General features: G+C 73.1%; 21 protein-coding genes, 1 tRNA gene, 1 pseudogene and 1 riboswitch. Of the genes and pseudogenes, 6 read left to right on the forward strand and 17 right to left on the reverse strand.

The window, feature by feature from the left end:
* The first annotated feature begins 91 nt into the window (after positions 1 to 91).
* A complete protein-coding gene (locus tag ACFVSN_RS11270; RefSeq protein WP_359957966.1) occupies positions 92 to 1,621 on the forward strand; it encodes a UDP-N-acetylglucosamine 1-carboxyvinyltransferase in 1,530 nt (509 codons plus the stop codon).
* 28 nt (positions 1,622 to 1,649) lie between these two features.
* Here ACFVSN_RS11270 and ACFVSN_RS11275 read toward each other — a convergent pair whose 3' ends face one another.
* From ACFVSN_RS11275 to ACFVSN_RS11295, 5 genes are all read right to left on the reverse strand, one after another.
* Entirely contained in the window at positions 1,650 to 2,165 is a 516-nt protein-coding gene (locus tag ACFVSN_RS11275) for a protein phosphatase (protein ID WP_387590730.1), read from the reverse strand.
* Positions 2,166 to 2,329: 164 nt separating this feature from the next.
* Complete coding sequence (locus tag ACFVSN_RS11280; protein WP_387590727.1) at positions 2,330 to 3,094, reverse strand: cobalt-precorrin-6A reductase; 765 nt, start codon at positions 3,092 to 3,094, stop codon at positions 2,330 to 2,332.
* A gap of 4 nt (positions 3,095 to 3,098) precedes the next feature.
* On the reverse strand, positions 3,099 to 3,860 hold the full coding sequence (gene cobM / locus ACFVSN_RS11285; RefSeq protein ID WP_387954616.1) for a precorrin-4 C(11)-methyltransferase: 762 nt from the start codon (positions 3,858 to 3,860) through the stop codon (positions 3,099 to 3,101).
* Positions 3,857 to 5,095: a precorrin-6y C5,15-methyltransferase (decarboxylating) subunit CbiE gene (gene cbiE / locus ACFVSN_RS11290; RefSeq protein ID WP_380503060.1), complete on the reverse strand. Its 1,239-nt coding sequence runs from the start codon at positions 5,093 to 5,095 to the stop codon at positions 3,857 to 3,859. The genes cobM and cbiE overlap by 4 nt, the downstream gene beginning before the upstream one ends.
* A 237-nt stretch (positions 5,096 to 5,332) precedes the next feature.
* Complete coding sequence (locus tag ACFVSN_RS11295) at positions 5,333 to 5,767, reverse strand: gamma-glutamylcyclotransferase family protein (RefSeq protein ID WP_380447672.1); 435 nt, start codon at positions 5,765 to 5,767, stop codon at positions 5,333 to 5,335.
* Between the two features lie 131 nt (positions 5,768 to 5,898).
* On the opposite strand from ACFVSN_RS11295, the gene ACFVSN_RS11300 reads away from it, so the two are divergent.
* Entirely contained in the window at positions 5,899 to 6,981 is a 1,083-nt protein-coding gene (locus ACFVSN_RS11300) for an EamA family transporter (protein ID WP_387954618.1), read from the forward strand.
* 156 nt (positions 6,982 to 7,137) lie between these two features.
* Here ACFVSN_RS11300 and ACFVSN_RS11305 read toward each other — a convergent pair whose 3' ends face one another.
* The 3 genes from ACFVSN_RS11305 to ACFVSN_RS11315 form a co-directional block, all read right to left on the reverse strand.
* Positions 7,138 to 7,701 carry an EF-hand domain-containing protein gene (locus ACFVSN_RS11305; protein ID WP_380447668.1) on the reverse strand — a complete coding sequence of 188 codons (564 nt, stop codon included), beginning with the start codon at positions 7,699 to 7,701 and terminating at the stop codon, positions 7,138 to 7,140.
* 294 nt (positions 7,702 to 7,995) lie between these two features.
* The gene (locus ACFVSN_RS11310; protein ID WP_380447666.1) at positions 7,996 to 8,328 is read right to left on the reverse strand and encodes a hypothetical protein; all 333 of its coding nucleotides are present in this window, start codon (positions 8,326 to 8,328) and stop codon (positions 7,996 to 7,998) included.
* A 166-nt stretch (positions 8,329 to 8,494) separates the two neighbouring features.
* Positions 8,495 to 8,932 carry a cytidine deaminase family protein gene (locus ACFVSN_RS11315; protein ID WP_380447664.1) on the reverse strand — a complete coding sequence of 146 codons (438 nt, stop codon included), beginning with the start codon at positions 8,930 to 8,932 and terminating at the stop codon, positions 8,495 to 8,497.
* Between the two features lie 41 nt (positions 8,933 to 8,973).
* On the opposite strand from ACFVSN_RS11315, the pseudogene ACFVSN_RS11320 reads away from it, so the two are divergent.
* Positions 8,974 to 9,420: pseudogene (locus tag ACFVSN_RS11320) on the forward strand (GNAT family N-acetyltransferase); the annotation flags it as partial.
* Between the two features lie 101 nt (positions 9,421 to 9,521).
* Here ACFVSN_RS11320 and ACFVSN_RS11325 read toward each other — a convergent pair.
* The 4 genes from ACFVSN_RS11325 to ACFVSN_RS11340 all read right to left on the reverse strand — a co-directional run bounded on the left by ACFVSN_RS11325 (position 9,522) and on the right by ACFVSN_RS11340 (position 15,340).
* Positions 9,522 to 11,318, reverse strand: a complete 1,797-nt coding sequence (locus ACFVSN_RS11325) for a dipeptide ABC transporter ATP-binding protein (protein WP_387590716.1) — start codon at positions 11,316 to 11,318, stop codon at positions 9,522 to 9,524.
* Between the two features lie 69 nt (positions 11,319 to 11,387).
* Positions 11,388 to 12,380 carry an ABC transporter permease gene (locus ACFVSN_RS11330; protein WP_380489259.1) on the reverse strand — a complete coding sequence of 331 codons (993 nt, stop codon included), beginning with the start codon at positions 12,378 to 12,380 and terminating at the stop codon, positions 11,388 to 11,390.
* 137 nt (positions 12,381 to 12,517) lie between these two features.
* Positions 12,518 to 14,278: an ABC transporter substrate-binding protein gene (locus ACFVSN_RS11335; protein ID WP_387954620.1), complete on the reverse strand. Its 1,761-nt coding sequence runs from the start codon at positions 14,276 to 14,278 to the stop codon at positions 12,518 to 12,520.
* An 87-nt stretch (positions 14,279 to 14,365) separates the two neighbouring features.
* Positions 14,366 to 15,340, reverse strand: coding sequence for an ABC transporter permease (locus ACFVSN_RS11340; RefSeq protein ID WP_380447656.1), 975 nt, complete (start codon positions 15,338 to 15,340; stop codon positions 14,366 to 14,368).
* A gap of 294 nt (positions 15,341 to 15,634) precedes the next feature.
* Positions 15,635 to 15,731, forward strand: a riboswitch (ZMP/ZTP riboswitch).
* A 20-nt stretch (positions 15,732 to 15,751) separates the two neighbouring features.
* Between ACFVSN_RS11340 and ACFVSN_RS11345 the strand changes: the two genes are divergently transcribed.
* Positions 15,752 to 17,269 carry a glycine hydroxymethyltransferase gene (locus ACFVSN_RS11345; protein WP_387954622.1) on the forward strand — a complete coding sequence of 506 codons (1,518 nt, stop codon included), beginning with the start codon at positions 15,752 to 15,754 and terminating at the stop codon, positions 17,267 to 17,269.
* Between the two features lie 69 nt (positions 17,270 to 17,338).
* On the opposite strand, the gene ACFVSN_RS11350 is transcribed toward ACFVSN_RS11345, so the two are convergent.
* Positions 17,339 to 18,826 carry an aldehyde dehydrogenase family protein gene (locus ACFVSN_RS11350; protein ID WP_387954624.1) on the reverse strand — a complete coding sequence of 496 codons (1,488 nt, stop codon included), beginning with the start codon at positions 18,824 to 18,826 and terminating at the stop codon, positions 17,339 to 17,341.
* Between the two features lie 142 nt (positions 18,827 to 18,968).
* Positions 18,969 to 19,484: a DUF6624 domain-containing protein gene (locus tag ACFVSN_RS11355; RefSeq protein WP_380447651.1), complete on the reverse strand. Its 516-nt coding sequence runs from the start codon at positions 19,482 to 19,484 to the stop codon at positions 18,969 to 18,971.
* Between the two features lie 388 nt (positions 19,485 to 19,872).
* Between ACFVSN_RS11355 and ACFVSN_RS11360 the strand changes: the two genes are divergently transcribed.
* Positions 19,873 to 20,874: a class I SAM-dependent methyltransferase gene (locus tag ACFVSN_RS11360; protein WP_387954626.1), complete on the forward strand. Its 1,002-nt coding sequence runs from the start codon at positions 19,873 to 19,875 to the stop codon at positions 20,872 to 20,874.
* Between the two features lie 200 nt (positions 20,875 to 21,074).
* Here ACFVSN_RS11360 and ACFVSN_RS11365 read toward each other — a convergent pair whose 3' ends face one another.
* Together ACFVSN_RS11365 and ACFVSN_RS11370 are read right to left on the reverse strand one after the other, a co-directional pair.
* Entirely contained in the window at positions 21,075 to 22,769 is a 1,695-nt protein-coding gene (locus ACFVSN_RS11365) for an APC family permease (protein WP_380447647.1), read from the reverse strand.
* Positions 22,770 to 23,064: 295 nt separating this feature from the next.
* A tRNA-Leu gene (locus ACFVSN_RS11370) sits at positions 23,065 to 23,152 on the reverse strand.
* Between the two features lie 389 nt (positions 23,153 to 23,541).
* Between ACFVSN_RS11370 and ACFVSN_RS11375 the strand changes: the two genes are divergently transcribed.
* Positions 23,542 to 24,060: an ATP-binding protein gene (locus tag ACFVSN_RS11375; RefSeq protein WP_380442243.1), complete on the forward strand. Its 519-nt coding sequence runs from the start codon at positions 23,542 to 23,544 to the stop codon at positions 24,058 to 24,060.
* 157 nt (positions 24,061 to 24,217) lie between these two features.
* Here the strand turns inward: ACFVSN_RS11375 and idi are convergent, their stop codons facing one another.
* Entirely contained in the window at positions 24,218 to 24,868 is a 651-nt protein-coding gene (gene idi, locus ACFVSN_RS11380) for an isopentenyl-diphosphate Delta-isomerase (RefSeq protein ID WP_380442227.1), read from the reverse strand.
* Positions 24,869 to 25,267 lie beyond the last annotated feature (399 nt).

Here is a 25,267-nt window from a genome sequence, read left to right on the forward strand (position 1 = left end):
GACGCCCATACGGGGCGAGAAACGGACAAATGGAGCAAGGATTCGCCCCCTGATTCTGTCGCCATCTCAAGCGTGAGATATGGTCTGCCGGGTGACAGGCGACTACCTCACCCGTATCGGCACCCTCATCCGTACCGCGCGCCAGCACCGCGGCTGGTCCCAGGCGCAGCTCGGCGAGGCCCTCGGCACCAGCCAGAGCGCGGTCAACCGCATCGAACAGGGCAAGCAGAACGTCAGCCTTGAGATGATCGCCCGCATCGGCGAAGCCCTCGACAGCGAGATCGTCTCCCTCGGCTACTCCGGCCCGATGCACCTGCGCGTCGCCGGCGGCACCCGCCTCTCCGGCGCGATCGACGTCCGCAGCAGCAAGAACGCCTGCGTCGCGATCCTCTGCGCCTCGCTCCTCACCACCGGCCGCACCACGATCCGCAGCGTCGCCCGGATCGAGGAGGTCTACCGCATCCTCGAGGTCCTCACCAGCATCGGCGTCAAGAGCCGCTGGATCAACGAGGGCCGCGACCTCGAACTCACCCCGCCGGCCGAGCTCGACCTCGCCGCGATGGACGTCGAGGCCGCCCGCCGCACCCGCAGCGTGCTGATGTTCCTCGGCCCGCTGATGCACCGCGCCGAGCACTTCGCCATCCCGTACGCGGGCGGCTGCGACCTCGGCACCCGCACCGTCCAGCCGCACCTGACCGCGCTGCGCCGCTTCGGCCTGGAGGTCGCCACCACCGGCGGCGCCTACCACGCCTCGGTCGAGCCGGGCGTCCCGCTGGACCGTCCGATCGTGCTGACCGAGCGCGGGGACACCGTCACCGAGAACGCGCTGCTGGCCGCGGCCCGCCACGACGGCGTGAGCGTCATCCGCAACGCCTCGCCCAACTACATGGTCCAGGACCTGTGCTTCTTCCTGGAGAAGCTCGGCGTGAAGATCGAGGGCATCGGTACCACCACCCTCACCGTGCACGGCGTCCCGGAGATCACCTGCGACGTCGACTACACCCCGGCCGAGGACCCGGTGGAGGCGATGAGCCTGCTCGCCGCCGCCGTCGTCACCTCCTCCGAGCTGACGATCCGCCGGGTGCCGATCGAGTTCCTGGAGATCGAGCTCGCCGTGCTGGAGGGCATGGGCCTGGACTACGACCGGACCCCGGAGTACCGGGCCCACAACGGTCACACCCGGCTGGTCGACCTCACCGTGCGCCCGTCCAAGCTGACCGCGCCGATCGACACCATCCACCCGATGCCGTTCCCGGGCATCAACATCGACAACGTGCCGTTCTTCGCCGCGATCGCCGCGGCGGCGCACGGCACGACGATGATCCACGACTGGGTCTACGACAACCGCGCGATCTACCTCACCGAGCTGACCAGGCTCGGCGCGGACGTCAAGCTCCTCGACCCGCACCGCGTCCTCGTCCAGGGCCCGACCCGCTGGCGCGCCGCCGAGATGATGTGCCCGCCCGCGCTGCGGCCCGCGGTGGTCATCCTCCTCGCGATGCTCGCCGCGCAGGGCACCTCCGTGCTGCGCAACGTCTACGTCATCAACCGCGGTTACGAGGACCTCGCCGAGCGCCTCAACTCGATCGGCGCGCAGATCGAGACCTTCCGCGACATCTGACGGCCGGCGTCGATCCCCTGACCGTCCGTCAGGGGATCGCCCCGTCGAGGCCGGACAGCAGCAGGGCCACGTCCAACCCGGTGTTCAGGTACTCCACGAACACCGGGTTGTTCAGTGCCCAGGGCGAACGCCGTTCCCGGACCAGTCCGATGGCCCGGTCGGTGTCGTGCCCGAGGAGCGCGAGGGCGCCCGCCACCACGAGGCCGGAGCGGTTGTAGCCGGAGTGGCAGCGCACGAGGGTCCGGCGGCCCCGGCGGACGGCCTGCGCGGTGAGCGCGACCGCGTCCTGGACGGCCCGGATCTGGGCGGCGGAGAGCACGTCGTCCGGCACCGCCCGGACGACGTGCTCCACGTGCGGGGCGGGCCCGTGTCCCGGCAGCGTGAACAAGCTGACGACGACGTCGAACTCGTATCCCACGATGGCGAGTTCGAGATCACCGCCGGGTGGGGTCCAGTAGTGCCCGCCCATCCAGAGCCCGGGCATGATCTCGTTCCAGGGGGCCGAGGGGCCCGGGGTGTCGCGCTCCTTCTGGCGGGTCCGCATGCGTGGTTCCGTGGTCCTTCCCGTTCGGCGGGCGGCGCTCGTCGATCAATGGGGACGGGGATCCGGCGAAGTGGGCGGACCTCTCCGCCACAGCGGCCCGGGGTGTCCAACGATGCTGCGGCGCACGCGAGTTCCCGAGCAGGCCGACCGGACATGCCAGCAGACTAGGCGAGTTCGCCCAAGGATCCGGCCGTCGTGGCCAGCCAGCGGACCGCGCCGGGGACGTCCGGCACGACCGGGACGCCGTCGGGCAGCGGCGGGCGCTCCACGACGACCACGGGCAGGCCGAGTTCGCGCGCGGCGGTGAGCTTGGGGGCGGTGGCCGCGCCGCCGCTGTCCTTGGTGACGAGGACGTCGATCCGGTGCTCGCGCAGCAGCGCGCGTTCGCCGTCCAGCGTGAACGGGCCCCGGTCCAGCAGGACTTCGAGCGAGGGCGGCAACGGCGGCTCGGGCGGGTCGACCGAGCGGGCCACGAAGTGCAGTCCGTCGAGGTGCGCGAAGGCGCCGATGCCCTGCCGCCCGGTGGTGAGGAACACCCGCCGCCCGAGGGCGGGCAAGGCCTCGGCCGCCGCGGCGAGCGAGGGGACGGGGTGCCAGCGGTCGCCGTCGGCCGGTGACCAGCCGGGCCGTCGCAGCGCCAGTAGCGGCACGCCGGTGGCGGCGGCCGCGAGGGCGGCGTTGCGGGACATGCCGGCGGCGAACGGGTGGGTGGCGTCCACCACGGCGGCCACGCGCTCGGCGCGCAGCCAGGCCGCCAGGCCGTCCGGACCGCCGAAGCCGCCGATCCTCACCTCCCCCACGGGGAGCCGGGGTTGAGCCACCCGGCCGGCCAGCGAACTGGTCACGCGCAGGTGCGGGTCCCCGGCGAGTACGGCGGCGAGGGACCGGCCCTCGGTCGTGCCGCCGAGGATCAGGACGTGGCGGACCACCGGGTCACGCCCCGCAGGGCTCGTGCGGGCGCTCGCGGTCCGCCGAGTAGAGGTGGCTGTCGCGGAACTGCTCGGCGGCGAGGGTCCGTCCGACGATGATCACCGCGGTGCGGACCACGCCGGCCGCCTTCACCTGCTCCGCGATGTCGGCGAGCGTGCCGCGCAGCACCAGTTCGTCCGGGCGGCTGGCCATCGCGACGACGGCGGCGGGGCATTCGGCGCCGTAGTGCGGAAGCAGCTGCTCGACGACGTCGTCTATGTAGCCGGCGGCCAGGTGCAGCACCAGCAGGGCGCCGCTGCGCCCGAGGGTCGCCAGGTCCTCGCCCTCCGGCATGGGCGTGGCGCGCTTGGCGATCCGGGTGAGGATGACGGTCTGGCCGACCGTCGGCACGGTCAGCTCCCGCTTCAGCGCGGCCGCCGCGGCCGCGAAGGCCGGCACGCCCGGGACCACCTCGTACGGGACGCCGGCCGCGTCGAGGCGCCGCATCTGCTCGGCGACCGCGGAGAAGACGGACGGGTCGCCGGAGTGCAGGCGGGCCACGTCCTGCCCGGCCTCGTGGGCGCGGACCAGCTCGGTGACGATCTGGTCGAGGTTGAGCCGGGCGGTGTCGATCAGCCGGGCACCGGCCGGGCACTCGTCGAGGAGCTCGCGCGGCACCAGGCTGCCGGCGTAGAGGCAGACCTCGGCGCGGGCGAGGATCCGCTGGCCGCGCAGGGTGATCAGGTCGGCGGCGCCCGGGCCGGCTCCGATGAAGTAGACGGTCACGAGGCGTCCTCCTGGGGGGTGTTGGGCTTGACGGCGGACCACTGGGTGACCGGCATGGCCTGCCGCCATCCGGTGAACCCGCCGACCGGGACGGCGTGGGCGACGGCGAGCTGGACGAGCTCGCCGCCGTGGCGCCGGTACCAGTCGGTGAGCAGCGCCTCGGATTCCAGTGTCACCGTGTTGGCGACCAGCCGGCCGCCGGGCGCCAGGGCGGCCCAGCAACTCTCCAGCAGGCCGGGCGCGGTGAGGCCGCCGCCGATGAACACGGCGTCGGGGGTGGGGAGTTCCGCGAGTGCGGCAGGAGCCCGGCCGGTGACGACGCGCAGCCGGGGGACGCCCAGCGCGGCGGCGTTGCGGGTGATGCGCCCGGCCCGGACGGGGTCGCGCTCGACGGTGACGGCCCGGCAGTCGCGGTGGGCGCGCAGCCACTCGATGGCGATCGAGCCGGAGCCGCCGCCGACGTCCCAGAGCAGCTCGCCGGGGGCGGGCGCGAGGGCGGCGAGGGTCGCGGCGCGGACGTGGCGCTTGGTGAGCTGGCCGTCGCTCTCGTACGCGGCGTCGGGCAGGCCGGGGACGAGGGAGGTGCGGGGGCCGGCGCCGAGGTCGACCGCGATGACGTTCAGCGGGTCGCCGGGCGGGTGCGGCCAGCCGTCCGCCGGGCCGTCGAGGTGCCGTTCGGCGGGGGAGCCGAGCTGTTCGAGCACCCGGAGGCGGGCGGCGCCGTAACCGCGGGCGGTGAGCAGCGCGGCGACGGCCGCCGGGGTGGCGGCGTCGGCGCTGAGCACGAGCAGGCGGCGGCCGGGATGGAGGGCCAGGGCGAGGGTGTCCAGCGGGCGGCCGACGAGGCTGACCACCTCGGTGGCCTCCAGGGGCCAGCCGAGGCGGGCGCACGCGTGGGAGACGGAGGAGGGGTGGGGCAGGACGCGGAGGCGTTCGGCGCCGACCGTCTCGGCGAGGGTGCGGCCGATGCCGTAGAACATCGGGTCGCCGCTGGCGAGGACGGCGATGCGGCGGCCGGTGTGGGCGGCGAGCAGCCCGGGGACGGCGGGGCGCAGCGGGGACGGCCAGGGGACGCGGTCGGCGGGCACCTCGTCGTGGGGGAGGAGGTCCAGCTGCCGGGGGCCGCCGATGACGACCTCGGCCGCGTGGAGGGCGGCGCGGGAGGTGGCGGCGAGGCCGGGCCAGCCGTCGGCCCCGATCCCGACGACGGTGATCGGGGGTGGCAGCTCGGGCACCGGGTGGCTCCTCGTCGTTCGGTGGGCCGTGAGGCGGGAGGGGGAAACGGACGTAGCCGGGGCAGCCTACCTGGCGGTTTGGCGGAGGATCAGGGCGGGCGACGGGTGACGACGGACGGGGGACGACTTTCAGCGAACAGATAACAGATTTCGAAATCTGTTATCTGTCATCTGTTCGCTGAAAGTTGTTCGCGGCGCCCGAGCCCCCCCGCCCCGAATCAGCCGCCCCTCGCCCCGTCACCGCTCCGCCCAGTCCCCCGAGGCGATCAGCGCCGGCCGCGCCCGCAGTTCCGCCGCCGCCGTCGGCCCGGCCAAGTACACCCACGCCTCTCGCGTCTCGCCCGACGCCGTCCGCACCGTCCGCCGTTGCCGTACGTACAGTCCCGCTCCGTCGGCCCGGCACTCCTCCAGTCGGTCCAGGTCCGCGAGCGCGCCCGCGTACGCGCCAGGGCGGACGGTGACGAGCTCACCCACGATCCGGCGCCCGGGCGTCGGGTCCGGCACCGCCCACGGGAACCCGGGACCGTCGTGGAGGGCGGCGCCCTCCAGGACCGCCGGCCGGATGTCGGCGCAGCGGCCCGCCAGGTGTACGGCGTGGTTGTGGCCGTCGCTGCGCAGGGTGCCGTAGACGAAGAACGGAAGCGACTCGTCGGACGGGCGCTGATCAGACACGGGTTCGACCTCTCGTCCGGGGGCGCCCACCGTACGTCCTCGTGCCCGACTGGTGATACCCACTGGCGTGCGGGCCCGCCGATGCGGTGTCATATCGGATGTTCTGCCAGCACCGTCCAAGGGGGACACCCGTGACAGCGCCCGCCTCCTCCCCATCGCCCGAAGCCTCCGCCGAGGACACCGACGGCGAAGCCTCTCCAGGCCCGGCCTCACCGGCGCCGGTCGCCGCCCCGGACTCGGCCGCCCCGGACTCGGCCGCCCCGGACTCGGCCTCCACGGGCCCCGCCTCCCCGGATCCCGCTGCTCCTCCCCGCCCGGCCCGGCTCAGTGGTGCGGTGTGGCTGGCGCTCGGCGTCGTCTACGTCGTCTGGGGCTCCACCTACCTGGCGATCCGGATCTCGGTCGAGACGATGCCGTCCTTCCTCTCCGCCGCCGCCCGGTTCCTGACCGCGGGCCTGCTGCTCGCCGGGTTCCTGCTGGTCCGGAGCGGCCCGGCCGGCCTGCGGGTGAGTGCGCGTCGGCTGGCCTCCTCGGCGCTGGTGGGCGTGCTCCTGCTGACCGGCGGCAACGGCCTCGTCGTGCTGGGCGAGCGCTCGGTCCCGTCCGGTCTGGCCGCCCTGCTGGTCGCGGCCGTCCCGCTCTGGATGGTGCTGCTGACGGCGTTCGGCGGCGAGCGGCCCCGGCCCGCCGAGCTGGCCGGCGTGCTGCTCGGCCTCGTCGGTCTCGGAGTGCTGTCCGCCCCGGCGTTCGGCGGGGACATCGCGCCGCTCGGCGTGATCGTGATCATCTGCGCCACGCTGACCTGGGCGGGCGGTTCGTTCGTCAGCAAGCGCCTGCCGATGCCGGGCAACGTGCTCGCCGCGAGCGCCTACCAGATGCTGGCGGGCGGCCTCGGCGACCTGCTGGTCGGCCTCGTGCGCGGCGAGGCGCACGGGCTGGACGTCGCCGCGGTCTCCGGCCGGTCCTGGTTCGCGCTCGCGTACCTGGTGCTGTTCGGTTCGCTGCTCGCCTTCACCGCGTACGCGTGGCTGCTGCGGAACGCGCCGCTGACGCTGGTCTCGACGTACGCCTACGTGAACCCGGTCGTCGCCGTGCTCCTCGGCTGGCTGATCCTGTCCGAGCCGCTGACGGGCCCGACCCTCGCGGGCGGGGCGATCGTGGTGGCGGGCGTGTGCCTGGTGGTGAGCGCCAGTCGGAAGCCCGCTCGTCAGTGAGGACGACGTCGCCGGTCCGAGTCGACGACAAGGCGCGGCGCTGCCCGAGGCGTTGGGCTCCGACGGCCTGAGGAGGCGCTGGTCGACACCCTCGTCGAGCGGACCGTTCCGGAGGCCTGACGGGCCGAACGCGACGTCCCGGCGGGGGAGTCGGGGTCAGAGCGCGTGCGGCGGGGTGCCCGTCCACCAGTTGCCGGGGGCCTCGGGGTCGCGGCTGGTCCAGAACTCGATGATGGCGGTGGTGAACTCCTCGGCGGAGAGCGTGCCGTCGCCGTCGCGGTCGAGCCGCCGGAAGGCCTCGTCGGCGTCGTCGCGCGAGAGGCCGACGAAGTGGCCGCGCTGGAAGACGAAGAACTCGCCCGCGTCGACCGTGCCGCTGCGGTCGGCGTCGGCCACGGCGAGGAAGGCCTCGGCGAGCGCCCCGAGGCTGGTGCGGGCGGCCTCCGGGTCGTCGGCCAGGGCGCCCGTCGAGCGGACGAACTGCTCCCTGGTGATCGACTCGGTGTCGGCCGGGAGATGGGCGAGGTGGAGGTCGTGCCAGATCGTCAGGTAGGCGCGGACGATGACCGCCTCCGCCTCCGAACCCTCCTGGTGGCCGAGCGAACGGGCGACCGAGTGGCCCATGAGGACGTGGTCCCGCTCGGTGATCAGCCCGTCGCCGTCGGCGTCGAGGTACCGGAACCCGTGATTGATCTTCGCGATGAGCAGATCGTCGGACATGTGTCCCCTCGGTTGGCGATCCCTGCCGGTGGAGTCCGCTTGATGGACCCCGGTTGACGGACCCGGTTGATGACGTCTGCCGGGCGTGCCGCAGATCTTGCCGGAGCACGACGCCAGCACGCCAGCGCTTCCGGCCACGGCGACGCAGTCGAACGGTGGCCCGACCGCTCCACAGCGCCGACCGCGCGCCGTCACCGACCCGCGCGCACTTCCCCGGCTCATTCGCACGACGACAGCGCATTCGCACGACGACTGCTCACACGCACCACGACAGCCCGTCCGCACGCCCCCGGCTCACTCGCACGACCACGACGACGGCCACGTGCGCCCCAGCAGCACCATCCCGATCCCGCACAGCACCGCGACCACCGCGAGCGACCACAGCGCGGCCCGGGCCCGCCGGGAGTACCGCCACCAGCCGGCCACCCACGAAAGCGCCGCCGCGACGGCCCCGAGGAGCCCCAGCCCGACCGCCCCGAGCGCCGGGACCAGCCAGGGCGGCCCGTCACCCTGGCAGGGCAGGTCCCGCTGGAACAGCTGCCAGCTCCCCGCCGCCCCGCCCGCGAGCGCCATCGCGGCCAGGCACACCCCCACCTGCGGCCACCGCACTGCGGGTCGTCCGCCCATCGATGCCCCCGTCCGCCCAGAGCCTGCTCCCGCACGGGTCCGCGCCCAACGGGGTCGGTGAACTCTCCCAGGGCGGACGGACCACGGGCGTCAGCCCCCGGACGGAGGCCTCGCAGCCGCATCCGGCCCGAACGGCGGGGGCGCGAGGACGCCGAAAGGCGCCCGCTCAGTCCTGGTGGCCGGCCGAGACGTACGCGTCGGGGAGGAGGTCGCGAACCCGGACGGCCCGCAGGGCCGGCCCGCGGCCGACGAGCACCTCGATGCCGGGGAAGTAGTCGAGCAGCACCTGGCGGCACCGGCCGCAGGGCGGGATGACGCCCCGCCCCTCGTCGCCGACCGCGACGATCGCGGTGAGGTCGTACGCGCCCTGGCCGGCCGCCGAGCCGATGAGGGCCAGCTCGGCGCAGGGCCCGCCGGTGAAGTGGTAAGCGTTCAGGGCCGTGACGATCCGCCCGTCGGCGTTGCGGGCGGCCGCGGCGACGGTGTGGTTGTCCGCGCGGGCGAAGCGGCGGGCGACGTCCTCGGCGGCGTCGACGAGCTCCCGGTGCGCGGCGGACAACGAGGACGGGGACGAAGACAGGGACGGGGGCTCGGCGGCGGACATATTGGGTGGGTCTCCCGGGTCGTTCGTGACAGGCTTCGAGCATGGACCGCAGCCCCCTGTCCGTGCCAACGCTCTCCGCCGGCCCGTTCGACCTGCGCCCGTGGCGGCTCAGCGACGCCGACGTACTCCGCGAGGCCGCCGCGGACCCGTACATCCCGCTGGTGACGACCGTCCCGGCCCGCTACGACGCGGACGCCGCGCGGGCCTTCGTCGAGCGGCAGTGGGCCAAGGCGGCGGCCGGCGGTGCCTACCCGTTCGCCGTCGCGCGCCGCGTCGACGAGCGGGCCGTCGGCTTCGTCGGGCTGTTCCCGCAGGGCGACGGCCGGGCCACGATCGGCTACTGGACGGCGGCCTCGGCCCGCGGCCTGGGCGTGGCCGGCCACGCCCTGCGCACGGTCGCGGACTGGGCGCTGCGCGAGGCCGGGCTGGCCCGGCTGGAGCTGCACATCGAGCCGTGGAACACCGGCTCGCTGCGGGCGGCCGAGCGGGCCGGCTTCCGGCGCGAGGGCCTGCTCCGCGCCCACCGGACGATCGCCGGCGAGCGCCGCGACATGGAGCTGTACGCCCTCCTCGCGGCCGACCTGGAGCTTCAGCCGCCCACGGCGGCCCCTCCGGACGCCGTACGCGTACCCGCAACGGACGCCGTGCGCGCATCCGCCCCGGACGCCGCACGCGCGTTCGTCCCGGGCACGGCGGCCAGCAGCTCGCGCGTGTAGTCCGTGTGCGGCGCGGCGAACAGCCGGTCGCGGTCGGCGGACTCGACCAGCCGTCCCCGGTGCATCACGGCGACCCGGTCGCAGAGGTGCCGGACGACGGCGAGGTCGTGCGAGACGAACAGGAAGGCGACGCCGAGCCGTTCGCGCAGCTCCATCAGCAGGTTGAGCACCTGTGCCTGGACGGACACGTCGAGCGCGGAGACCGGTTCGTCCGCGATGATCAGCCGCGGCTGCGGGGCGAGCGCCCGCGCGATGCCGATCCGCTGGCGCTGCCCGCCGGAGAACTCGTGCGGGTAGCGGTCGAGGTGGTCGCCGGACAGGCCGACCTGTTCGAGCAGTTCGGCGGAGCGTTCGCGCCGCCCGGCGGCCGTGAGCGCGGTGTGCAGGCGCAGCGGGGTGTCGAGGGTCCGGGCGACGGTGCGGCGCGGGTTGAGCGAGGCGTACGGGTCCTGGAAGACGAGCTGGACCTCGCGGCTGAGCCGGCGCCGCAGCGCGTGGTCGGGCCGGGCGGCGCCGGAGTCGTCGTGGATCACCCGGCCGTCGTAGGCGACGCGTCCGCCGGTGGGTCGCTGGAGCCCGGCGAGGACGCGCGAGGTGGTGGACTTGCCGGAGCCGGACTCGCCGACGAGGCCGACGGTCTCCCCGGGGGCGATGCGCAGCCCGACGCCGTCGACGGCCTTGACGGTCTCGGTGCGCCCACCGGGGAAGCGGCGGCGTCCGGGGAAGTGGACGGCGAGGTCGTCCACTTCGACGAGCCAGCGCGCCGGATCGCGCAGCCGGTCCGTCACCCGCGCCCCGAACGTCCTGGTAGGTGACGGATCGTCAACAGTCGGAAGTGGTGAGCCTGGTACGGAGTCCAGCGTGAGCGCCGCTCCCACCAGTGCGCGGGTGTAGGGCTCTTGTGGATCGGCCAGCAGTCGGGCGGTGGGTGCGGACTCGACCGGGAGGCCCCCGCGCAGGACGAGGGTGCGGTCCGTCGTCCCGGCGACGACGCCGAGGTCGTGGCTGACCAGGAGCACGGCCGTGCCGTGCTCGCGCTGCAAGTCGCCCAGGAGGTCGAGCACTTGCTGTTGGACGCGGGCGTCGAGGGCGGTGGTCGGCTCGTCGGCGATGAGCACCTCGGGGTCGTTCATCAGCGCCATGGCGATCATCACCCGCTGGCGCATGCCGCCCGAGAACCGGTGCGGGTGGTCGCGGGCCCGGCCGGCCGGGATGCCGACCCGGTCGAGCATCGCGACCGCCCGTCGCCGGGCCTCGGCGCGACCGGTGCCGGGGTGGTGCAGCCGGTACATCTCGGCGAGTTGGGCGCCGACGCCGTGGAACGGGCTCAGTGAGGTGAGCGCGTCCTGGAAGACCAGCGCGATCCGGCCGCCGCGCACCCCGCGCAGGACCGACTCGTCGGCGCCCACCAACTCCCGGCCGTCCAGCCGGATCGAGCCGGTGACGGTGGTGGTCCGCGGATCGTGCAGGCCGAGCACGGCGAGCCCGGTCGCGGACTTGCCGGAGCCCGACTCGCCGACCAGGCCGAGGACTTCACCCCGGGCGAGGTCGAACGAGAGCCCCCGGACTGCGGCGACCGGCGGGCCGCCGCGCGGATCGGCGAAGGTGACGGACAGGTCGCGGACGCTCAGCACGGGTTCCGTGGACGACACATTGACTCCGGACGACATTGAACAACAACTCCCTTCGGACGGCGGACGGCGGACGGCGGACGGCAGACGGTGGGCAGCGGGCGGGCCTCAAGCCAGCCGGACGCGCGGATCGAGCCAGGCCACCACCACGTCGGCCAGCGCGACGAACAGGACGACGAAGCACGCGGCGAGCAGGACCGCCCCGACGACGGCGGGCAGGTCCTGCCCCTCCACCGCCTCCGCCGCGAACCGCCCGACGCCGTTGAGCCCGAACACCGTCTCGGTGATGACCGCCCCGCCAAGCAGCGCCCCGGTCTCCAGCCCGAGCAACTGCACGAGCGGTCCGGCCGCGCCGCGCGACGTGTACTTGAGGTGGGCGCGCAGCCGGCCGAGGCCCTTGGCGCGCGCGGTGCGGACGTACTCCTCGCCCATCGTCTCCAGCAGCTGCGAGCGCGAGAGCCGGGCGAAGACGGCCGAGTTGACGAAGCCGAGGACGAGCCAGGGCAGCAGCATCCCGCCCGCCCAGGCGGCGGGGTCGGTGGCCGGCGGGGTGTACGACGGCAGCGGGAGCAGGCCGGTCGAGTAGACGAGCGCCCACTGCGCCACGTACCCGAGGAAGTAGATCTGCACGCTGGCGCCGACGAGCGTGAACCCGGAGAGCAGCCGGTCCGTGCGCGTCCCGTGCCGCAGCGCGGAGACGAACCCGGTGCCGAGCCCGAGCACCACGAGCACGGCGAGCGCGCCGGCGGTGAGCGAGAGGGTGACGGGCAGGTGGTCGGCGAGGGCCTCGGTGACGGGCTGGTGCAGCCGGTAGGAGTAGCCGAGGCAGGGCGCGGAGCAGCGGATGACCGAGCCGTCGACGTCGCCGACGTCCCGCCCGGCGACGATCCCGGTCAGGTAGTCGGTGTACTGGGTGAGCAGCGGCCGGTCCAGGCCCATGCTCGCGCGGACCGCCGCCACCTGGGCGCCGTCGCAGCGCGGTCCGCAGGCGGCGCGGGCCGGGTCGGCGGGTGCGGCGTAGAACAGGGCGAAGGCGGCGGCGGAGACCGCGGCGAGCACGGCGAGGGCCTGGAGGGCCCGCCGCAGGGCGAAGGAGAACATCGTCGGAACCTTGAAACCTCGAAGTGAGCCTCGAACTGCCGGCCCGGCCCGATCTGTCCGAATCAAACCGAACCGAACCAAACCGGACCGGACTGAACAAGGCCGAACCGAACCGGACCGGACCGGGCCTGGCCGGATCAGGACTTCAGGTACAGCCAGGCGAGCCCGACCGTCCCGTAGATCGGGTGGATGAACGCCCCGCCGACGTTGCCGCCGCGCAGCTGGTTGGCGGTCGGGTAGGCGAACGGCAGCACCGGCACGTCCTTCATGACGGTCTGCTCCAGCGCGTACAGCTCCTTCGCCTTGGCGCGCGGCTCGCCGATCCCGTTGATCCGGTCGATCTCCTTGTCGACCGCCGGGTTGCGGTAGCGCGCGGTGTTGAGGTCGTTACCGGCGCGGCCGTCGAAGGCGAAGGGGACGAGCGTGGACGGGGTCGGCCAGTCGACGGACGAGGTCTCCTCGTACAGGTCGTACGGGGAGTCGGCGCGGTGCACCTCGTCGAGGAAGGCCTTGGGGTCGATCGGCTTGGGCACGACGGTGATCCCGGCCCTGGCGAAGCCGTCGACGAGCACCTGCGCGACGCGCTGGCCGTCCGGCGTGTTCTTGTAGCCGTAGGTGAGGCTCGCGGGCGGCTGCTTGGCCTTGGCGAGTTGGGCCTTGGCGGCGTCCGGGTCGCCCTCGGGCCGGGCCGGGTAGAGGTCGTACTTCTGCCAGTCGATCAGGGCGGGCGAGCTGAGCGTGGTGGCGAGTTCGCCGATGCGGGAGCCGCCCTGGACCTGGCGGGCCTGCTGGCGCGGGTAGGCGAGGTGCAGGGCCTTGCGGACCTCGACGTCCGGCACGCGCTCGTTGTTGATCACGAGCTGGGTGACGAAGGCGCCCTGACGGCCGGAGACGACGAGGTCCTTGGCCTCGGGGTCGGTGTCGGCGGTCCGGTACAGCTCGGGGGAGAGCTCGTCGGAGGCGGTGGTGGCGTCGGCGCCGCCGTCGCGGCCGGAGAGGATCTCCTGGTTGATGTTGAGCGCCTCCTTGCCGTAGGTGAAGACGAACCGGTCCGGGTACTGGCTGCGGACGGGGTCGGTCTCGGCCTTCCAGTACGGGTTGCGCTCCAGCACCATGCGGGTGTTCTGGACGTGTTCGGCGATCCGGTAGGGGCCGGTGGAGAACGGCAGCCGGTCGTAGTCGGTGCCGGTGTCCTTGTCGCGGCGCACCGGCGCGGACGAGGACTGCGCGGCCATGTACGGCACGTCGGCCTGCGGCTGCGGGAAGTGGAAGACGACGGTGCGCTCGTCGGGCGTCTCGATGGCGGCGAGGTCGCCGTCCTGGGGGCCGGCGTACTTCTTGCGCGCGTCCTCGTAGCTCGCCTCGCCGGTGAGCCACTGGGGCCAGTACGGCGGGCCGACCTCGTAGCCCTTGCCGAAGGTGCGCTCGATGCCGTACTTGACGTCCTGGGCGGTGATCGGCTTGCCGTCCTCCCAGGCGACGCCGTCCTTGAGGCGGTAGGTCCAGGTGCGGCCGCCGTCGGCGGAGGTGCCGGTGTCGGTGGCGAGGTCGCCGACCAGCTTGGCCTTTCCGTCGACGACCTGATACTGCGTCAGTTGACGCCCCCAGAGCAGCGAGGCGTTGTACGCGGCGCCCGCGTACACCTTCTGCGGGTCGAGGTGGCGGAACTCGACGCTGTTGTACACGTTGACCGTCCCGCCCTTGCGGGCGCCGGGCACGGCCGGGGCGGGGCCGGCGCTCTCCTGCTCGCCGCCGAGCGCGGCGGTCAGCGGGGAGGTCTCCTTGGCGGCGGCCGGGTTCGCGGTGGAACCCGCGCCCGCGCCGGCCGAGCAGGAGGTCGCGAGGAGGGCGGTGGCGACGACGGCGAGGGACGGACCGGTCCTGCGGGTCCAGCGCATGGCGAATCTCTCCTTGCCCCGACATGCGGGGTCATCAGACGAACGAACGGGGAAAACGGGGCGAGGTCCGGGCGGCGAATCGCCGGATCAGCGCCGGCCCGACCGCGGGTCCAGGGAGTCCCGGACGGCGTCGCCGAGCAGGTTGAAGGCGAGGACGAAGAGCAGCAGTGCCACGCCGGGGAAGACCATGTACGTCGGGTCGGCCCGGAACACCTCGGCGCCGCGGGCGATCATCCGGCCCCAGTCCGGGACGGGCTCGGTGATCCCGACCCCGAGGAACGACAGCACCGCCTCCGAGGCGACGATCGCCGGCACCGCCATCGTCACGTGCACCAGCAGTTGCGAGCGGACGTTCGGCAGCAATTCCCGGACGACGACGTGGAAACCGCTCGCCCCCTGGGCGCGGGCGGATTGCACGAAATCCCGTTCCCGTAGCGAGCGCACGGTGGCCCGGAGGGAAAGCGCGAGCGGAATCCAGCCGAACGCGGCGAATACCAGGATCAGCACCAGGAACTGCATCCATTCCGGTTCCGCGGCGCCCGGATCGACCAGTCTCGACTGGATGACCGGGCTGAGCGCGAGCAGCAGGAGCAGGGTCGGAAAGGCGAGCAGCACGTTCGCGAGGAAACCGAACAGGCGGTCCGCGATTCCGCCGAGGTAGCCGACCGCGACACCGGCCAGCACGCCGAGCGCGGTCGTCACGGCGGCGGACGCGAAGGCGATCAGCAGCGAGGTGCGGATGCCGTACAGCAGCTGGGTGAACACGTCCCGGCCGAGGCCCGGCTCCAGGCCGAACCAGAAGTCGCCGGAGATGCCGCCGTTCGCCAGCACGGGCAGTCCGCCGTCGCTGAGCAGGCCCGGAGCGTTCTGGCCGTAGTGCTCGGTCGGGTTCTTCCCGTACAGGGCGGCGATCAGCGGGGCGGCGAGGGCGAGGAGCAGGAACAGCAGGACGACGGCGAGGGCGGTGGCGCCGACCCGGTCGCGCAGGATCCGGCGGACCGCACCGTCCGGGGCCGGCCGGACGGCGGAATCAGGTGCCGGGACTGTTTCGACGATGGCCATGCGAGGCGTACTCCCGAATTCTCCGCCGCCCTTTGGGGTGAGGGTGCGATGACGTGCATTTCCGAGCCGCCTCCGGGGGTTTCCCGGCGGCCGGCGCAATGCCATCAGATCGGATGCGATGGACCTCGGGCAAATCACTTCGAGCCGATGTGTTGCGCATTGTTTCGGCCGGTGCGACGGCTTCACGGCGCCGCAACACGCTCGTCGCAGGAGAACGGGCAAAAGCCCCCAAAGCATCCTCCCCGTCCCGCATTCTGAGATCTGCGCCACACCCCTGCGGGTATTGGTACGATCCGGGTGGGCCGCGACTGGCGCGTAGGGATGGAATCAACCATCGGGAAGCGGCCCCGTGCCCTGTCACGTGCAGTTGCCGAGCGCCTGGGCCGTCCGCATCCCCACCAGGAGACCGCCATGGCCGCCCAGCCCCAGCCCGAGCTTCAGCCCGAGTCCCGGCACCAGCCCGAGCCCCAGCCCCTTCCGCAGCCCCACACCGCCGCCGACGCCGCCGCGAACACCGCCTTCCGCAGCGCCCTCGACGTCGTCGCGGGCGTCGAACCGCGCATCGCCGCCGCCATCGGCCGGGAGATCGAGGACCAGCGCGCCTCCCTCAAGCTGATCGCCAGCGAGAACTACGCCTCCCCGGCCGTCCTGCTCGCCATGGGCAACTGGCTCAGCGACAAGTACGCCGAGGGCACCGCCGGGCGCCGCTTCTACGCCGGCTGCCGCAACGTCGACACCGTCGAGACCGTCGCCGCCGAGCACGCCCGCGCCCTGTTCGGCGCCGACCACGCCTACGTCCAGCCGCACTCCGGCATCGACGCCAACCTGACCGCCTTCTGGGCCGTCCTCTCCCAGCGCGTCGAGAGCCCGGCCCTGGAGCGCGCCGAGGTGCGCAACGTCAACGACCTCACCGAGCAGGACTGGGCGCGGCTGCGCCACGAGCTCGGCAACCAGCGGATGCTCGGCATGTCCCTGGACACCGGCGGCCACCTCACCCACGGCTTCCGGCCCAACATCTCGGGCAAGATGTTCGAGCAGCGCAGCTACGGCACCGATCCGGCGACCGGCCTGATCGACTACGACGCGCTGCGCGAGACGGCCCGCGAGTTCCGCCCGCTCATCCTGGTGGCCGGGTACTCCGCCTACCCGCGGCGCGTGGACTTCCGCCGGATGCGCGAGATCGCGGACGAGGTCGGCGCGACGCTCATGGTCGACATGGCGCACTTCGCGGGCCTCGTCGCGGGCAAGGTGTTCACCGGCGACTTCGACCCGGTGCCGCACGCCCACATCGTCACCACGACCACCCACAAGTCGCTGCGCGGCCCGCGCGGCGGCATGGTGCTGTCCACCGCCGAGCTCGCCGAACACGTCGACCGCGGCTGCCCGCTGGTCCTCGGCGGCCCGCTCTCGCACGTCATGGCCGCCAAGGCGGTCGCGTTCGCCGAGGCCCGCCGCCCCGAGTTCCGGGCCTACGCCCAGGCCGTCGTCGACAACGCGCAGGCGCTCGCCGAGGGCCTGCTGCGCCGCGGCGGCACGCTCGTCACCGGCGGCACGGACAACCACCTGGTCCTCGCCGACGTCTCCGGCCACGGCCTGACCGGCCGCCAGGCCGAGGCGGCGCTCCTGGACGCGGGCGTCGTCACCAACCGCAACTCCGTGCCGCAGGACCCGAACGGCGCCTGGTACACCTCCGGCGTCCGCCTCGGCACCCCCGCGCTCACCACCCGCGGCCTCGGCGCCGCCGAGATGGACGAGATCGCGGGCCTCATCGACACCGTGCTGCGCGCCACGACCCCCACCACGACCGCGAACGGCGCCCCGTCGAAGGCCCAGTACGTCCTGGACGCCGCCGTCCGCGACGGCATCGCCAAGCGCGCCGCCGACCTGCTCGCGCCCTTCCCGCTCTACCCGGGCGTCGACCTGGTCTGACCGCCGAAGTCCTTGGGGGCGGGACGCGTTGACGCGTCCCACCCCCAAGTCCGACGGCTCGCGCCGTGGTCAGTACTGCAGCGACTTGTACTGCAGGAACTCCTCCAGGCCGTGGCGGCCGAGCTCGCGGCCGAGGCCCGAGCTCTTGTAACCGCCGAACGGGGCCAGGGGGTTGAAGCGGCCGCCGTTGAGGTCGACCTGGCCGGCGTCGAGGCGGCGGGCGAAGGCGGCGGCGGTGTCGGTGTCGGCCGCCCAGACGCCGCCGGCCAGGCCGTACTCGGTGCCGTTGGCGAGCTCGGCGGCGTGGTCCTCGTCGCGGTAGGGGAGGACCACCAGCACCGGGCCGAAGACCTCCTCCTGAGCCACCGTCATGTCCGGTGTGACGTCGGCGAGTACGGTCGGACGGACGTAGAAGCCGACGGGAAGGTCGGCGATCGGCTCGGGACCCCCGGCGACCACCCGGGCGCCCTCGGTGATCGCTCCCTCCAGGTAACTGCGCACCCGCGCCTGCTGCTTGGCGTTGACCACCGGACCGATCCGGGTCCGCGCATCGGCCGGATCGCCGGGGACGTACTTCTCGGCGGCCTTCGCCGCTATGGAGACGGCCTCCTCGTAGTGGTCCCGGTGCACCAGCAGCCTCGTCCACGCGCTGCAGGTCTGGCCCGAGTTGGCGAACACGTTGGCCACGTTGACGTTGACCGCGCGGGTCAGGTCGGCGCCGGGCAGCACCACGTTGGCGGACTTGCCGCCCAGTTCCAGGGCGACCCGCTTCAGGCCGCGCCCGGCCGTCTCGGCGACCGCGCGGCCGACGGCGGTCGACCCGGTGAACGACACGACGTCCACGTCCCGGTGGGCGGCGAGCGCCGCACCGGCCACCGCACCGGTGCCGGTCACCAGGTTGAACACGCCCGCGGGGAAGCCCGCTTCGTGGACCAGCCGGGCGAACAGCCGTGCCACCAGTGGCGTGTCCTCGGCCGGCTTGAGGACCACCGGGCAGCCGGCCGCCAGCGCCGGGACGACCTTGGCCACGATCTGGTGCAGCGGGTAGTTCCACGGTGTGATCGCCGCGACCACGCCGGCCGGCTCGGCCAGCACCAGCGAGTTGCCGATCCGCTCCTCGAAGGGGTGCTCGGCGAGCAGCGCCAGGTAGGAGGACGCGACGGTCAGCGGCAGTCCGGCGTGGACGGCGGCCGCGAAGCCCACCGGGGCGCCCAGTTCGGTGACCACCGTCGCGGTGATCTCGTCCTGCGCCCCGGCGATGCCGTCCCGGAGCCGGGTGAGCAGTGCGAGCCGCTCCTCACGGGTGGTCGTGCCCCAGGCCCGCGCCGCCCGGCGGGCCGCGCCCACCGCGGCGTCCACGTCGGCCGCGCCGCCGGCCGGCACGGTGGCGATCACCCGTTCGGTCGCGGGGTTCAGCACCTCGATCGACCCGGTGTCCCCGGAGGGGCGCCAGGCGCCGTCGACGTACTGGTCCGCGTGGTCCCCGAACCACCGGCCGCCCTGCTCGTCCCCGCCCGACCCGTCGTTCCGCGCGTCCTGCTCCGCGTCGTGCTGCACCGATGGTCCTCTCGTCCGCCTGGCCTTCCGACCGCGCTCCACCGCGTTTGACCGCGCTCAACCCAGCGCTGGTCCAAAGGCCCAGTCAAGGCGGCCGGGGCGGCCGCGCGCAAGAGCCAATCCGCTCCGGCGGACCCGACGGTCAGCGCGGCGCGAACCGCGAGGTGTACTCGGCGAACGGCTCGATCCCCACGTCGGCCCGCCGCTCGTCCAGCCGCTCCGGGTCCTCGCAGGGCCACGGCACCGGGCGGCCGTCCGTGACCGCGCCGATCTGCGTGCCGTACCGCTGCTCGTGCCCCTCGTTGACGGCGAGCCGGTCCTGAAGGAACGCCAGGTCGCGCGCGCTCGCGGCGCCGTCCGCGACGGCCACGGCCATCAGCTCCACGGCCCGGCGCTGGACGTCCAGTTGGCGGTCGGCGTGCTGGGCGACCAGCCAGGCGGCCTTCGCCGCGTCGGCTCCGACCAGTGCCTCGGTGGGCCAGCCGTGCTCGGCCATGATCGCGGCCAGCCGGTCCCCGTGCCCGGTGGTGAGCCGCCGCCAGGCGGCCTGCTCGGCGAGGTCGGTGCTGTTGGCGAGCCGCACGGCGGCGGCGTCCTCGGTCATCATCGCCGTCAATTCCCCGGCCAGCGCGGTGAGATCTCGCTCGGTCTTCGTCATGTCGCTCCGTTCCCCATTCCCGGCCCACCGCAGTGGGGGCCGACGGTGTCCCACCGTAGGCGGCCGAAAAGCAACGAAGATCATTCCAAGGAATGGTGACTCTGTGGAGCGGAGAGGGCACAATGGACGTACGTGATCGGTGCGGCCGTGCCCACTCCCGGCCCGATGCGACGGTCCACAAATTCTGCGTCCGAAAGGCTCCTCAATCGCGCGGACGGCGCTGTAGATTGCAGCGAACTCAGGGGTGGGGGGCTACGGTTGGCGGCGGGTGCAAGACGTGTGCACACCGTCGGCACGTCGTGCGCCCCCGCGGTGGGCGGGAGGGCGCCACCGCTCTGAGGTCTGGCTCGAATCCGCAGGTCATCCGTACCGCAAAAGGAGCTTCCCCGTGACCGACGCCGCGTTCACCGCCGAGCAGCCCCGGCCCGCCGAGCCGGCCTCGCTGGACGACGTGCCGGGGTGGTTCTGGGACCACGACCGGCATTCCTTCGAGTGGTTCCTGGGGCGCCAGGAGAAGGCCGGCGTCACGGGCGACCTGCTGGAAATGGGCGCATACCTGGGGCGCAGCGCCATCGTCATCGGGGAGCACCTCCAGCCCGGCGAGTCATTCACCGTCTGTGACCTCTTCGACTCGGACGCGCCGGACGACGAGAATGCCGCTGAAATGAACATGTCCTACCGCAAGACGCTGAGCCGAACGGCCTTCGAGTCGAACTACCTGTCGTTCCACGGCGAGCTGCCGGAGATCATCCAGGCGCCGACCTCGACGCTGGCGGGCGGACGGATAGCGGCGGGCGCGTTCCGGTTCATCCACATCGACGCCTCGCACCTGTACGAGCACGTGGTCGGCGACCTCCAGGTGGCCCGCGTCGCGCTGCAGGACCAGGGCGTCGTGGTGCTCGACGACTACCGCTCCCAGCACACCCCGGGTGTCGCCGCCGCCACCTGGGAGGCCGTGTTCAACCACGGGCTCAAGCCGGTCCTGCTCACCGAGTGCAAGTTCTACGGCACCTGGGGGGACCCGGAGTCCTTCCAGCGGGACCTGCTCGACCGGGTGGACCTCGCCGAGGGCTGTGAGCTGAGCGCCGAGACCCTCAACGGCCGGCAGATGCTGCGCATGACCGGTACCTCGGAGGGCATCGAGCCGTTCCGGCCGTCCCGCCACCACAAGCGGCTCGTCGCGCTGAACGCCCGCCACCAGGCCGACCAGGCCGCCGACGACTCCCGTCGGGCGCTCCTGGAGTCGCAGGAGGAGGCCGCCCGCGACCTCGCCGCCCGCCGTGCCCGGGCCGCCGAGCAGCGCCGCCCGGTCAACGTCGCCAAGCGCGCCGCCCGCGACCTGCTCCCCCCGGTGGTCACCTCGGCGATCCGCCGCGCCCGCCGGGGCTGAGGACGGGCGGCGGCCGACAGCTGTCAGCTGACAAGTAACAGATAACAGATAACAGATTTCAGCGAACAGATTTTGAAATCTGTTCGCTGAAATCCGTCCGCCGTCCGCCCTCCCCCCGCTCGCCCGCCCCCGGAACGCGCGAGTGCCGGCCGAGCCAAGCTCGACCGGCACTCCCGTGTTCGGCTCCCAGCCTCAGGCCGTCACGCCCGCGACGGCTCCGGCGACGCCGACTCCGACGCCGACTCCGGCCCCGGGCCCGACGCGGCGTCCTGCGCGCCGGACGCGCCCTCGGCCTCGCTCAGCTCACGGCGGACCTCCGCCAGGGACGGGTTCGCCCAGGCGCTCGCGACGCCCCAGCGGTAGAACGCGAGACCGATCGCGGCGACGATCAGCAGGTCCCAGCCCTCGGGCAGGTAGCCGTGCCCGCCGAAGTCGGAGCTGCCCGCCCACGAGACGCCGGCCATCACGAACAGGTACGCGACCATCCAGGCGCCCGCGATCAGGTGCGGACGCAGCACGGCCCACGGCTTGCGCAGCTCGTACCAGGCCCAGATCGGCAGGCCGGCGGCCATCAGCAGGATGACCTTGCCGGTCAGCGGCCAGCGGGCCCAGTACAGGACCAGCGAGCCGAAGACCATCGCGACCGGCGCGATGACCGGCATCGCGCGCAGCCGCACCGGGCGCGGCAGGTCCGGGGCGAGGCGGCGCAGCGCCATGACGGCGACCGGGCCGGTGATGTACGAGATGACGGTCGCGACCGAGACGATCTCGGCGAGCGAACCCCAGCCGCGGAAGACGGCCAGGAACAGGAACGCGACGCCGAGGTTGAGCAGCAGCGCGGGGCGCGGGATGCCGGTCTTGGGGTCGACCTTGCCGAAGAGCTTCGGCAGGTGGCCGTTCTCCTGGACGCCGTGGATCATGCGCGAGGTGGTGGCGGCGTAGATCATGCCGGTGCCGGAGGGCGAGATGAACGCGTCCGCGTACAGCAGGATCGCGAGCCAGTTGATGCCCCAGGCGATGGCGAGGTCGGCGAGCGGCGAGGTGTAGCCGAGGCCGCTCCAGCCCTGCGACAGGTCGGCGGCCGGGATGGCGCCGAGGAAGGCGATCTGCAGCGCGACGTAGATCACCAGGGCGATCAGGATGGACCCGATGACGGCCTTGGGCAGCGACTTGCCGGGGTCGCGGGCCTCGCCGGCCAGGTTGAGCGGCGACTGGAAGCCGTTGAAGGCCCAGACGATGCCGGAGACGGCGACGGCGGTGAACACCGCGCTCCAGCCGTTCGGCGCGAAGCCGCCGTGGTCGGTGAAGTGCGCGGTGTCGAAGTGCGCGAGGAGCAGCGCGCCGGCGGTCAGGGTCGGGACGATGACCTTGAAGACGGTGATCGCGGTGTTGGTCTTGGCGAACAGCGTGATCGCGAACCAGTTGAGGGCGAAGTAGACGAGCAGCAGCACGCTCGCGAGGGCGACGCCGCTGATGGTCAGTTCCTGCCCGTTGTACAGCCCCTTGGCCCAGCCGAAGTGCCAGGAGCTCATGTACTGGACGGACGCCGTGGCCTCGCCGGGGATGACGGAGACGATGGCGATCCAGTTGGCCCAGGCGGCGAGGTAGCCGGCCAGCGAGCCGTGCGAGTACTGGCCGTAGCGGACCATGCCGCCGGCCTTGGGGAACATCGACCCGAGCTCGCTGTAGGTGAGGGCGATGGTCAGGGCCACGGCGGCGCCGATCACCCAGGCGAGGATCGAGGCGGGGCCGGCGAGCTTGGCGGCCCGCTCGGCGCCGAACAGCCACCCGGAGCCGATGATCGAGCCCAGCCCGACGGCGGTGAGGCTGATGGTGCCGAGCGAGCGTCGGTAGTGGTTCTGGTGCGATGCCGCTGACGGCTCGGGCTCACTCAACGTATCGGTCCTCTCGCTCGGGGTCGACGGGTGGTGTCGTGGTTTTTACGGTCATGAGTCGGTATTCCGGACACAAACGCCCAGCAGCCTATGGGGCGAAAAAGGGCGTTTACCTCAGGGGAAGCTCAAACCGTCCGATCGTTGCCATCTCGTGTCCGGTCTCCGGGGCTCCGACTCCCTCGGAACGCCGCTGTGGCCGGTCCCAGCGGGCCTGCCGGGCCCGGGCCCGGCCACGGCGGCGGACGAAAAACAAAAAATTCCCCGTGGAATCCTTGTGGATCCACGGGGAATTCGATGGTGTCCGAGGGGGGACTTGAACCCCCACGCCCGATAAAGGGCACTAGCACCTCAAGCTAGCGCGTCTGCCATTCCGCCACCCGGACGGGGTGTGTGCTTCGGGGTTTTTCTCGCCCCCTCGGCGACAGAGAGAACATTACCAGGGTTCTGGAGTGCTTCTCACCTGCGTTTCCCCGGCGAGGACCCCGGCTCGACGACGACCGACGGGGGACACCCCGACGACGGCCCGACCACCGCCGGACGGCGAAGCCTCGCCGGGCCACCCGATCGCCGGCCGAAGCGGTGGCGAGGGCGAAGGAAACGGTCCGATTGCGCCGTCCCGCCGATCGGGACCGGTCGACACCGATCCGACACGGGCAACTTCTCGACGGTGCCGCGGTCCCCGTGGCGGCTCTCCTAGCCTCTGTGGACCGAGGGCGCCAGCGGAACGCCTGATTCCCGGGTCGCGGACGAAGGGCGGCTGGACGTGGAGCAGATCAGCGGGGCGGCGAAGGCCGAGCCGAGACGCGACCGGGCCCTGCGGGGACCCGCCCGCCCGGCGCCGGAGCCGGCCGAGGGCGTCTGGCGCTTCCCGGTGCCCGCCACGGAGTCCTCGGTGCCGCGCACCCGGCACGCGGTGCGCGACCGCCTGCTGGCCCAGGGCATGACCGGGGTGCGCCACCAGGAGCTGGTGGACGACGTGCTGCTGATCGTCTCCGAGCTGGTCAGCAACGCCGTGACGCACGCCGCCGAGCTCTCGCCCGAGGTGACCACCGAGCTGGCGGTGCGCGACGGGTGGGTGCGGGTCTCGGTCGAGGACGGCGACCCGTACCGCCCGAAGGCGCTGGAGAGCGACACCGGCCGCACCGGGGGGCGCGGCCTGCTGCTGGTCAAGAGCGTGACCCTGCAGGCCGGGGGCGTGTGCGACGTGGAGCGGACGGGGGAGGGCGGCAAGGTCATCTGGGCCTCGCTGCCCATCCCTCCGCTCCCTCCGCGGCACGACGACTGTCCGTGACCATCCGGACGATCCCGACCATCCCGGCGGTCACCGCCCCCGCCGCCAGTCCCGTCCTCGCCGCCAGTCCCGTCCTCGCCGCCAGTCCCGTCCTCGCCACCAGTCCTGCCCCCGCCACCAGTCCCGCGCGGACTAGCCGGACTACCGGACCATCGGACTACCAGTCCCGTCCGGCGATCTCCCGGATCCCCGGCAGCGCCGCCTCGAAGACGGTCTCGAACCACACCGAGAACGGCCGCTCGGTCCGCAGCTCGCGCAGCTCCTGCGCGGTGACGAAGGCGTAGTCGTCCACCTCGTCCGGATCGGGGACGACCGGCGCCGTGACCAGGCCCACGAACAGGTGGTTCCACTCGCGCTCGATCAGCCCGGAGGCCTCGTCCGGCAGGTCGTAGCGCACCGTCCCGGCCTCGCACAGCAGTGCCGGCGCGACGCCCAGCTCCTCCGAGGTGCGGCGGGCGGCGGCGACGAACGGCGGCTCGTCCGGGTAGGGGTGGCCGCAGCAGGTGTTCGACCAGACGCCGGGGGAGTGGTACTTGCCGAGCGCGCGGCGCTGGAGCAGCAGCCGGCCCTGGCGGTCGAAGAGGAACACCGAGAAGGCCCGGTGCAGGCGCCCCGGCTGCTGGTGGGCCCAGTGCTTCTCGGCCGTGCCGATGGTGGTGCCCTCGTCGTCGACGAGTTCCAGCAGGATCTCCGGGCCGGTGCTCCCGGCGGTGCCCCCGGGGTCGGCCGTCACGTCGGTCTCCACGTCGAGACCGGTGTCGATCTCGGAGGTGAAGTGCGTCGGGCTGGTCGGCGGACTCTGGGGCATGGGGTGGCCTCTTTCGGGGAGCGGGAGCAACGGAAGCATCGGGTTGCGTCCGGTGCAGCGGGTGCATCGGACGCAGCGGGGGCACCGGCGCCGGCGTCGGGCTCCAGTCTGCCGTATGGGTGGCGGTCGGCACGGGTCCCACGCACAACCTGGCGGATCATGACCCTCAGGGGGACTTTTCCGGACGGAGAAGGACGTCAGAGGGCCCCGGAAGGGTCATGGAGTTAGCAAAAGGGTTCGGAGTCGTTCGAGGCCCGTTCGGGCGCGCCAGGAGGCGCGCCGGCCCCGCTCGCGCCCGCTCCGGTGCGCCGCTCCGGCCGTCGTTCCCAGCCACCGTTCAGGCACCTCCCAGGTCCCCGGCCGCGTTCGGGCCGGTCGCCCCGGTCGCCTACCATCACT

It is taken from the genome of Kitasatospora sp. NPDC057904 (assembly GCF_042887925.1).
In the GTDB taxonomy this organism is placed as follows: domain Bacteria; phylum Actinomycetota; class Actinomycetes; order Streptomycetales; family Streptomycetaceae; genus Kitasatospora.

Bases quoted from the DNA above. Each gene is read 5' to 3' on its own strand.
- ACFVSN_RS11275 (WP_387590730.1), bottom strand. From the start codon at position 2,165: ATGCGGACCCGCCAGAAGGAGCGCGACACCCCGGGCCCCTCGGCCCCC.
- ACFVSN_RS11305 (WP_380447668.1), bottom strand. From the start codon at position 7,701: ATGTCCGACGATCTGCTCATCGCGAAGATCAATCACGGGTTCCGGTAC.
- ACFVSN_RS11310 (WP_380447666.1), bottom strand. From the start codon at position 8,328: ATGGGCGGACGACCCGCAGTGCGGTGGCCGCAGGTGGGGGTGTGCCTG.
- ACFVSN_RS11315 (WP_380447664.1), bottom strand. From the start codon at position 8,932: ATGTCCGCCGCCGAGCCCCCGTCCCTGTCTTCGTCCCCGTCCTCGTTG.
- ACFVSN_RS11325 (WP_387590716.1), bottom strand. From the start codon at position 11,318: ATGTCGTCCGGAGTCAATGTGTCGTCCACGGAACCCGTGCTGAGCGTC.
- ACFVSN_RS11330 (WP_380489259.1), bottom strand. From the start codon at position 12,380: ATGTTCTCCTTCGCCCTGCGGCGGGCCCTCCAGGCCCTCGCCGTGCTC.
- ACFVSN_RS11335 (WP_387954620.1), bottom strand. From the start codon at position 14,278: ATGCGCTGGACCCGCAGGACCGGTCCGTCCCTCGCCGTCGTCGCCACC.
- ACFVSN_RS11340 (WP_380447656.1), bottom strand. From the start codon at position 15,340: ATGGCCATCGTCGAAACAGTCCCGGCACCTGATTCCGCCGTCCGGCCG.
- ACFVSN_RS11345 (WP_387954622.1), top strand. From the start codon at position 15,752: ATGGCCGCCCAGCCCCAGCCCGAGCTTCAGCCCGAGTCCCGGCACCAG.
- ACFVSN_RS11355 (WP_380447651.1), bottom strand. From the start codon at position 19,484: ATGACGAAGACCGAGCGAGATCTCACCGCGCTGGCCGGGGAATTGACG.
- idi (WP_380442227.1), bottom strand. From the start codon at position 24,868: ATGCCCCAGAGTCCGCCGACCAGCCCGACGCACTTCACCTCCGAGATC.